Genomic DNA, 5,864 nt, shown 5'->3' on the forward strand with positions numbered 1-5,864 from the left:
GTGACCGCCTGCTGCCGGATTGCTTTAGCCATCTTCATGAGAGTTCAATTGCCAGCCCAGCGCGTGGTTCCAAGCAGAATTGGCTGTGGGTCCCGGAACAGACGGTCGAGAGGCCGCAGTCGGCAACACCCATGCGCGAGTTGCATCGGATGCCAGCCTAACCCTCAACGCTCTAAATGGAGAGCGCAGGTTGAACGCTCAGATCATTGCCTATCGCACAGCGGCAACACCTCCGCAGTTTCCATCGCGGAACAGAAAACCAGACTCCTCGTGCATTCAGGTTTGGATCAGTCTCTAGCCGCCGGGGCCGGCGGGCCGACGTTTCATCACCAACAACCATTGATCCGGCTAAAGCCGCAGTGCGCTAATGCCTGCGGCTATTTATTTGCCAGACAGGTCATCTTCAGCGGCTGTTGCGCCCCTCTTGGGAATCGTCGTCGCGGTTCAGCATCGTCCGCGTCGTTGCCCATGAAAAAGCCCGGCGGTGAAGCCGGGCTTTGGCAGTCACCTTATGCCGCTCGGCTACACTCCTTCATCGGGGCGAAGCCTTGACGCATAGAATACGAGACAGGCGCCAGCAGGAGGCTGTTCTCTTACAACGTGCGGCTCTAGGTCGTTACCTTGAACAGTGCAATTCGCACCGTCGTAGTAATCGGACCAGGCTCGCATCAGCTCGGCCTTATGGTGCTCTATCCTCGCCTTAGCATCGGCGAGCGTCACGATGCCAATCGGCACGGTGGCGCCGGCTGCAGTGAAGCCCAACGCCCGGATCAGAAAGTTGCGCCGGGGCGTGATGATCTGGTGCTCAGAGGCCTTCATGCCGCTACTCCTTCCTGCCAGAGTTCCGGAAGCAACTCGGAGAGGTTCTCCAGTAAGCCGCTGTGCCAGCCCTCCGGCCAGCTAAAGCGGTCCGCCTCGTGGACGACGGCGTGATCGAGCAAGGCCAGCACTCCGAGCCGTGTCGTAGGCATCACTTCGATGAGTGTGTAAGCCGCCTCGATCTCGGCACCTCCAGTCAGGTCAAGCTGACGTTCGGCCTCGATCCATCTGGTGTCGTCGGTCTCTACGATGTTGTCGCGGGTTGTGTCGGAACAACGCCTTTCCGCCGGGAGCTCATCTTCGAGCTTGCCATGGCGATCGACCCACAAGACCCATTCGGCGTGAGCTGCCTTGTGCCGCTCAATGGCTTCCAAGATTGGATCAGGGGCTAGCCTAGCGCCTGCGGCCGATCCGGGCACCGAGAGGGCCGTCGCAAGGGCGGCGCTTCCAGCGGTTACCGCGGCGGCCTGGGTTAGGAATCGGCGCCGGGAGGTGTCGACGCGGTCCGCGGTGACGTTGTTTAAGGACGTGCTTAGGGGTGGCGTGCTAACATGCAAAATTAGCCTGGGTCATGTGGAATAGCCCTTCATGGTTCGGGTTAGGGCCGAGGCGGAAGCGGCAACTTCCCCTCGGCTCGCCTTTAAGGTAAAACCTAAATTATGGCAAAGTCAATAAAGGTTAAACCTAAAAGACGCGGCAGGCCTGCCACCGGCAAGGATCCGCTCATGGGCTTTCGCGCGTCGCCGGTAATGCGCGCTTCCGTTGTGAGGTGGGCTGAAGACCAGCCGGACAACCCATCGCTGTCGGAAGCAATCCGCCGCTTGGTGGAAATTGGGCTGTCTAAGTCTGCCGGGATCAAGAAACCCCGCGTGATCTCAACAAGCAAGCAGAGCGCCGCTCGCGCAGTTGAACTGGCGGCAAAGGCGATAGACAAGCAGATAGATCCGAAGGCGCCGCCCGAAGAACGGCAGGTACGCAAGCGTAAGCTGATACAAGGGCCGAGCCCGTTCCGAGAGACTCGTAAAGATCGGCCCGGCAAGTGAAAGGAATATTGGTCCGCCGGCTTGTGGAGATTGAGAAGGCGAAAAAATGATCCGACCGCGCCGAATTGAATTTCTGATCACCGCCGTCCTCCTTTGTGGCTGGGCCCTTTGGAGTTGCGGAGCGAGAGGCAGGATTCTGCCAGCGGGAATTACATGTTGCCGCATTGCCAGCATTATCTCTCTGATAGCCGTGCTTACGATGTATTTGACGGAGAATGTGGTGGGGTCGTCAGCACGCTGCTTTATTTTGGGCGGCATCTGCCAGTAGAGGTAAGGCATTGCAGGCCGCAAGGCGTGACGCAGGAGCAGGCCGTCAGGATCGTCTATAATTACCTGATTGCCCACCCCGAGCTATTGCATCAAGACTTTCGGGGCTTGGCCGCAGCAGGCCTTGAACAAGCTTGGCCCTGCAAATAGCAAGGGATTAGCTTTCCACAGACCGTTGGCCCCGCCTATCGCGGATGAAGCGCAATCCCCGGCAAGGGACTGCTTCGGGAGTTCTCAGGCTCCGCAGGCATCCCAGCGCCTCGGCGCCTAGTCCCACAGGCCCGCGTGATGGTGTCGATCCTAGCGGCGCCGCCGTCCTCGTAGAGCGCCTCATCCAGCGATAGGAGCCGGCCCTCGCCGAACGTTGCGAACTTTGTCGGGTAGAGCCTGTTGAACTCAGCGATATAGCGCGTGATGCGCGTGGGTACGTCTTCGCGCTTGAGTGCCTTAGTAAGCAGGTCCTCGAAGATGCGGGCGACGATATCGTCGCGATGCAGATTTTGCTCCGGGATCAAAGCGCGAATCCTATAGTAGTCGCTGTTGTTATCACGCACGGAAGCAGTATGAACGCGAGTCCACCGGATTCTCTGACCGCGGCTGTTGCTACTAGCGAGCGCAGTCCGGACGAACTGGTCGAAATCGGGATTCAATTCGCGATAGCGACGAAATACGTTTGGCCTAACGAGTATCAAGCTATGATCGACCTTGCCGCCTCCAGTGGGCTTGCCGGCGCAGATTTGGCCGTATGAGATGCCGCGGCGCAGGGCATCTTTGATTTGATCTAGCACCGGCAAAATCGAATGAATGGGTGGATGGGTGGCGTGATATCTCCAACAGGCGAGACATGCCCGTCTCCCTTTGTGTATCATAAGGTTGTCGCCCTTCATTGGATGTAGACCCTTTAAGCAGACCTCCTGCGTTAGTTTTCTCTTCCTATTGTTGCTTGATCTTGCACCCGGTGCCGCTTCATTGATCGTCGACAGGCGCAGGGCTTCCGCGCCCCAATTCGGATACGCTGCGCAGTGCCGCTTGAACTTCTCGCGAGAACAGACTGGCTTACCGAGTTCTCCGCCGTTCGTCATGCGCCGAACAGCTTCACCCGCCCGCAAGCGACTCATGAAAGTCGTCGCCTGCGCTGGAGTCATCAGCCTTGGAAATTGGTTCGGCCGTGTCGCGAGATATTGGGCATTGATATAGTCGAGGCAGGCCCCGACTTTGAAGCAATCGCTTTGATGCGGGCAGATGGCACAGGTTTTCATTGTCATGTTCAGCTCCGCCAAGCGCGTGATTGCGCCGGCAGATGCAGAGCCTGAGTCGCGGCAGGTCAATGCTCCAAACGAGACAATCTCCGTCCATAGCGGTGGCTTTTCCGTTGCGGTCGCCCTCCGGTTGCGGTTGGATGGACAAAGGGTCTGGGGGAAGAAAAATGCGGAGTCTGGGAATCGTGGCGCTTGCCGTCGCGGTGAGTGGATGCGCGATCCAGCGAGCTCAGGTTGCTCAGGACGCGCGCATTCAGATGGTGGGCATGTCCAAGGAGCGGTTATTGACCTGCATGGGCCCGCCGGCGAACAAAGCGGCGGAAGGACAAACTGAGGTTTGGTCCTACAACTCTGGCGACGGCACGATCGTCGCCAGCGGCTCAGCGTCGTACGGGAGCTTTTCCGGAACTTCGCACCGGCGGTTCTGTCACATCAACGTGGTGATGTCCGGCGGAGCGGTCGCATCGGTCAACTATCAAGGGCCCACTGGCGGCCTGATCACAGCCGGCGAGCAGTGTGCCTATGCTGTAGATGCCTGCGTAAAACCTCGATAGCGGCGAGTAACACTATGGGGCTGCGCTTTCGAAAGACGTTTTCGATTATCCCCGGTGTCAAACTGAATATCGGCAAGAAAAGCGCCAGCGTCCGCGTCGGCGTCAAGGGTTTCGGCTACACCACCGGGACGGCCGGAAAGACCATCTCCGCCTCGCTGCCTGGCACGGGCTTAAGCTTCTCCCGCAAAATAAAAGAGAACCCACCGATGACACCTGCTGCGGTGCCAATATTGGATGTCCGACCGCGGCGCCGGTGGTTCCTGCTGGTAATTGTCTACGTGGTCGCAGGCCTGATCTGGTGGACGATCCTGCAACCCAAGTAGACGATTGCCGAGTCGCGGCGCCCCCTGTGTCGTGCGGCGCCATCGCATTTCCACGGTCGGCGAGCTCAGGAACGAGTCGTTCGGCGAATTCGCATCCTAAAAAAGCCGCAGGGACTTTCGATATCGAGTTTGGCTTCCCGTGAGATGGGCGCGCGCCCTTCGGAACGTAGCCTGACAGGTGTCCCCGGCGGGGAACGAAAGAGGTCAGCGCCTCGCCTGTCTTTACTTCCTCGCCCCTCCCCCTTGCGCTCGCCCTCCGGTTCGCTCCGTGTGCACACCCTGCCTGTGAATAACCGGGAGAAGCGAGTATTTGCCCATGGTCACGTGCTGGGCGGTGTCATCCTCCTCCCAATCGCGAATCATCGCAGGAGATTGATCGTGAATTGGGAAGCTTCAATCAATACTGTCCGACAGCACGTTGTCCGTATCGAGACGCCAAATGGTTACGGCACTGGTTTCTTGGCGTTCTACAACCATGATCAGACATGGTGCGGGATCGCGACAGCTGCTCACGTAGTCAGTCACGCTGAGGAATGGCAACAACCTATCAAAATTCGGAATGAGATGTCGGCCGACGCAAAATTCCTCACCGCCACCGACCGAATCATCTTTCTAGACCATTCGAACGACTCAGCGGTCGTGCTCTTTGTCAAAGGCGACTTTAAGCTTCCTGAGATCCCCATAGGATTGATGCCACCTGGTCAGCCCGACAGCATCGGCATCGACGTCGGCTGGTTGGGATTTCCGAACATAGAGCCGAATACGCTCTGCTTCTTCGCTGGAACGCTTAGCGCCCGTCAGGAGGCCAGAAAGGGGTATCTGATCGACGGTGTTGCCATCAACGGCGTCAGCGGCGGGCCAGTTTTTCATTGTCCGTCTCCCGAGGCAGTCCAGATCATCGGATGCGTCTCTGCGTACCACGCCAACCGTGCCACTGGCGAGGCCCTTCCTGGGCTTCTCAGGGCCCAGGACGTCTCCCATTTTAGGGGAATTGCTGAACGGATTCGTAACATCGACGAAGCCAGCGCACAAAAACGCGAGTTTGAGGAAGCGCAGAAGGCTAAGGCAGAGGAGGATCTGGCCCAAGCGAAGCCGGAAGCTCCCGTTATGAAGGGAATGTCACACATTCCCGAAACAGGCCCTGACGCATAGGCTGGCACAAAAGGGGCAAACTCGTAGCGGCCCCCACATCGACCCAGCATTTACTCACCGTTCCTCATCCGGATGCACCCACTTGTAGGGCGTGATCTCGCGCACAGCGGTCAGCTTGATCATGCGCGCACCGGCGGCGCCGAGCGACCCTTCCGGCATGAGCGACATTTCAGCGATGCCTCCAGCTTCCAGATCGGCGTATCCGGCGGCCGGCGGATGGCATCGAGCGGCAGGCTTGCCCGGGTCTTGCAGCGGTTGCATTCGCCTCTGCCCCACGACCGGCGGGCCGCCGGTCACGAACATCCGCAACACGTCGTGCCCGCACTGGCGCAGCCGCTTACGCGAAGGGGTCAGCGGGGTCTAAGACGCCGATCGGGATCCGTCTGGCTTGTTGTCGGAGGCCCGCCGCCACCGGCGGCTCCGCCGCCGTCGCCGGGCGGCGACATC

At 59.2% G+C, this 5,864-nt stretch carries 7 protein-coding genes and 1 pseudogene; 4 read left to right on the forward strand and 4 right to left on the reverse strand.

The genetic code is table 11. From position 1 onward, the window contains the following. Nucleotides 1–522: 522 nt before the first annotated feature. Together IVA95_RS37720 and IVA95_RS37725 are read right to left on the reverse strand one after the other, a co-directional pair. Entirely contained in the window at nt 523–819 is a 297-nt protein-coding gene (locus IVA95_RS37720; protein WP_247515147.1) for a hypothetical protein, read from the reverse strand. Then, nucleotides 816–1,193 carry a hypothetical protein gene (locus IVA95_RS37725; RefSeq protein ID WP_247515148.1) on the reverse strand — a complete coding sequence of 126 codons (378 nt, stop codon included), beginning with the start codon at nt 1,191–1,193 and terminating at the stop codon, nt 816–818. Before IVA95_RS37725 ends, IVA95_RS37720 begins: the two co-directional genes overlap by 4 nt. 351 nt (nt 1,194–1,544) lie before the next feature. Here IVA95_RS37725 and IVA95_RS37730 point away from each other — a divergent pair, with 351 nt between their 5' ends. Beyond that, the gene (locus tag IVA95_RS37730; protein WP_247515149.1) at nt 1,545–1,862 is read left to right on the forward strand and encodes a hypothetical protein; all 318 of its coding nucleotides are present in this window, start codon (nt 1,545–1,547) and stop codon (nt 1,860–1,862) included. Between the two features lie 452 nt (nt 1,863–2,314). Here the strand turns inward: IVA95_RS37730 and IVA95_RS37735 are convergent, their stop codons facing one another. Then, on the reverse strand, nt 2,315–3,394 hold the full coding sequence (locus tag IVA95_RS37735) for a hypothetical protein (protein ID WP_247515150.1): 1,080 nt from the start codon (nt 3,392–3,394) through the stop codon (nt 2,315–2,317). A 179-nt stretch (nt 3,395–3,573) separates the two neighbouring features. Between IVA95_RS37735 and IVA95_RS37740 the strand changes: the two genes are divergently transcribed. The 3 genes from IVA95_RS37740 to IVA95_RS37750 all read left to right on the forward strand — a co-directional run bounded on the left by IVA95_RS37740 (nt 3,574) and on the right by IVA95_RS37750 (nt 5,417). Next, the gene (locus IVA95_RS37740) at nt 3,574–3,942 is read left to right on the forward strand and encodes a hypothetical protein (protein ID WP_247515151.1); all 369 of its coding nucleotides are present in this window, start codon (nt 3,574–3,576) and stop codon (nt 3,940–3,942) included. A gap of 14 nt (nt 3,943–3,956) precedes the next feature. Further along, on the forward strand, nt 3,957–4,265 hold the full coding sequence (locus tag IVA95_RS37745; protein WP_247515152.1) for a DUF4236 domain-containing protein: 309 nt from the start codon (nt 3,957–3,959) through the stop codon (nt 4,263–4,265). 378 nt (nt 4,266–4,643) lie between these two features. After that, nucleotides 4,644–5,417: a serine protease gene (locus tag IVA95_RS37750; RefSeq protein ID WP_247515153.1), complete on the forward strand. Its 774-nt coding sequence runs from the start codon at nt 4,644–4,646 to the stop codon at nt 5,415–5,417. Between the two features lie 54 nt (nt 5,418–5,471). Here the strand turns inward: IVA95_RS37750 and IVA95_RS37755 are convergent. Beyond that, nucleotides 5,472–5,680 (reverse strand): annotated as a pseudogene (locus tag IVA95_RS37755) (hypothetical protein); the annotation flags it as partial. Between the last annotated feature and the right edge of the window lie 184 nt (nt 5,681–5,864).

The organism is Bradyrhizobium sp. 157, from assembly GCF_023073815.1.
GTDB lineage: Bacteria > Pseudomonadota > Alphaproteobacteria > Rhizobiales > Xanthobacteraceae > Bradyrhizobium.

Bases quoted from the DNA above. Each gene is read 5' to 3' on its own strand.
- IVA95_RS37720 (WP_247515147.1), bottom strand. From the start codon at position 819: ATGAAGGCCTCTGAGCACCAGATCATCACGCCCCGGCGCAACTTTCTG.
- IVA95_RS37730 (WP_247515149.1), top strand. From the start codon at position 1,545: ATGGGCTTTCGCGCGTCGCCGGTAATGCGCGCTTCCGTTGTGAGGTGG.
- IVA95_RS37735 (WP_247515150.1), bottom strand. From the start codon at position 3,394: ATGACAATGAAAACCTGTGCCATCTGCCCGCATCAAAGCGATTGCTTC.
- IVA95_RS37745 (WP_247515152.1), top strand. From the start codon at position 3,957: ATGGGGCTGCGCTTTCGAAAGACGTTTTCGATTATCCCCGGTGTCAAA.